General features: G+C 40.4%; 1 protein-coding gene. It reads right to left on the bottom strand.

What is annotated here, in order from left to right; translation table 11 throughout:
* Positions 1-42: 42 nt before the first annotated feature.
* Positions 43-1335, bottom strand: coding sequence for an anti-phage deoxyguanosine triphosphatase (locus H5072_RS18590; RefSeq protein ID WP_182694408.1), 1293 nt, complete (start codon positions 1333-1335; stop codon positions 43-45).
* Positions 1336-1712 lie beyond the last annotated feature (377 nt).

Here is a 1712-nt window from a genome sequence, read left to right as displayed (position 1 = left end):
TAAATTTACTCGGCCTTTTCAATGTTAGCAGTTAGCAGTTAGCTACTGCATAGGTGAAAACAATCGTTGGTATGTTTTATAGGCGTACTCGTCGGTCATTCCACTCAAATAATCGCAAATTATACGCATCCCTTGGTTTTGCTTTTGCGCTTCTATGTATTGTGCTTGTGTTGTCTCGGGCAATAAACGCAGCGGATCGCTAGCAAAAGCGGTAAATAACTCTATTAGCAAATTTTGACCTTTAAATTCTATTTGCTGCATTTCGGGGTCACGTATTAAACGTTGAAACACAAAATGCTTAAGTATTTGCAATACACTGTCGTATTGGGCATCTAATTTAGCGGTGTACTTTAAAATAGGGCATTCAAAGTTATCGTTTTGAATATCCAAATGTATATGAATAATAAAGGTATTAACCAGCTCACCTATGGCATCTTTTCGCTCATAATCATTTTTTGAAAACAAGCGCTGGGTCAGCGATTCAAGCATGGCGTTTAGCCAGTCAAAGTTTAGTGCTTTTAAATGGGGCAGAGCATGGGTTTGCCAATCGTCTAATGTGAGTACGTGGGTTGCAATGGCATCTTCTAAGTCATGTACCGCGTATGCTATATCGTCGGCATGTTCCATTATGGCGCTGTCGAGCGATTTATACGTTGTTTTAGCGCGGTACTTATCAATAGCGGCATGGTTACCTAGCAATGTTTTATCGTTTTGACTCAGTGGTTCTATTATCCAATTGAATATGGCTGCATCGTCGTTGTATAACCCTTTGGCAGGGCGCCAATCATCTGCTTTTATAAATGCACGACCGGTTGTGGCATCGGGAATGGTATGCCAAAGCGTATTAATAAACGCGGGGTATTTTATAAAACCTAATAAAGTACGACGAGTTAGGTTCATACCGTGCCCATTACTATAGGGCTCAAGTTTTGCAACTATGCGCAGTGTTTGTGCGTTACCTTCAAAACCACCGTGATCGCGCATCATGTAATTTAGCGCTATTTCACCACCATGACCAAAAGGCGGATGGCCAATATCGTGCGCCAAACACAGTGTTTCTAGCAGTCCAGTTGATGGAAAGTGCGTAAAGTCGCTATGTTGCGCTTTTAAATGGCGCAATATGCCGGTACCAATTTGCGATACTTCTAAAGAGTGGGTAAGGCGAGTGCGGTAAAAATCGTTTAGGCCAATACCCATAATTTGGGTTTTAGCTTGCAAACGCCTAAATGCTGCGGCATGAATAATACGCGAACGGTCGACCTGCCACGGCGAGCGGTTATCGTTAGGACGATGTTTATATTGCTCTATTATTCGGCTTTGCCATTGTTTATCCATACTGCTTACTCACACATAGTTAATATTATTAAACTTTGCTCAGTATACCCATGGACTTATAAATTGCGAATGAACAAATGCACTACATAGGCTCTGTTTTATCTAAAACCCAAATCCACTGCTGAAAATTCAACCGTAAAAGGTCATCAAATCCCAGTTATTCGCGTTTATAAAGTGGCTTAGGTATAATGCGCCTTCGTATGCTTGTGTATTAACCATGCATAGTTGTTGTTTCAAAGAGAGAATACATGTTAAAAACGATTTTTAAGCTTTTACTAACCGTGTTTTTTGTATGGGCGCTTGCATATCCGTTTATACAAAATGATGATGTTGAACTAGATGAACAAACGTCAGAACAACCAAAAAAAGTGAAGAAA

It is taken from the genome of Pseudoalteromonas sp. SR45-5 (assembly GCF_014163565.1).
Taxonomy (GTDB): Bacteria; Pseudomonadota; Gammaproteobacteria; order Enterobacterales; family Alteromonadaceae; genus Pseudoalteromonas; species Pseudoalteromonas distincta.
This window is presented reverse-complemented; position numbering and strand designations above follow the sequence as displayed.

What these genes read in the sequence shown, in the direction of transcription:
- H5072_RS18590 (WP_182694408.1), bottom strand. Translation starts at nt 1,335, where the DNA reads ATGGATAAACAATGGCAAAGCCGAATAATAGAGCAATATAAACATCGT.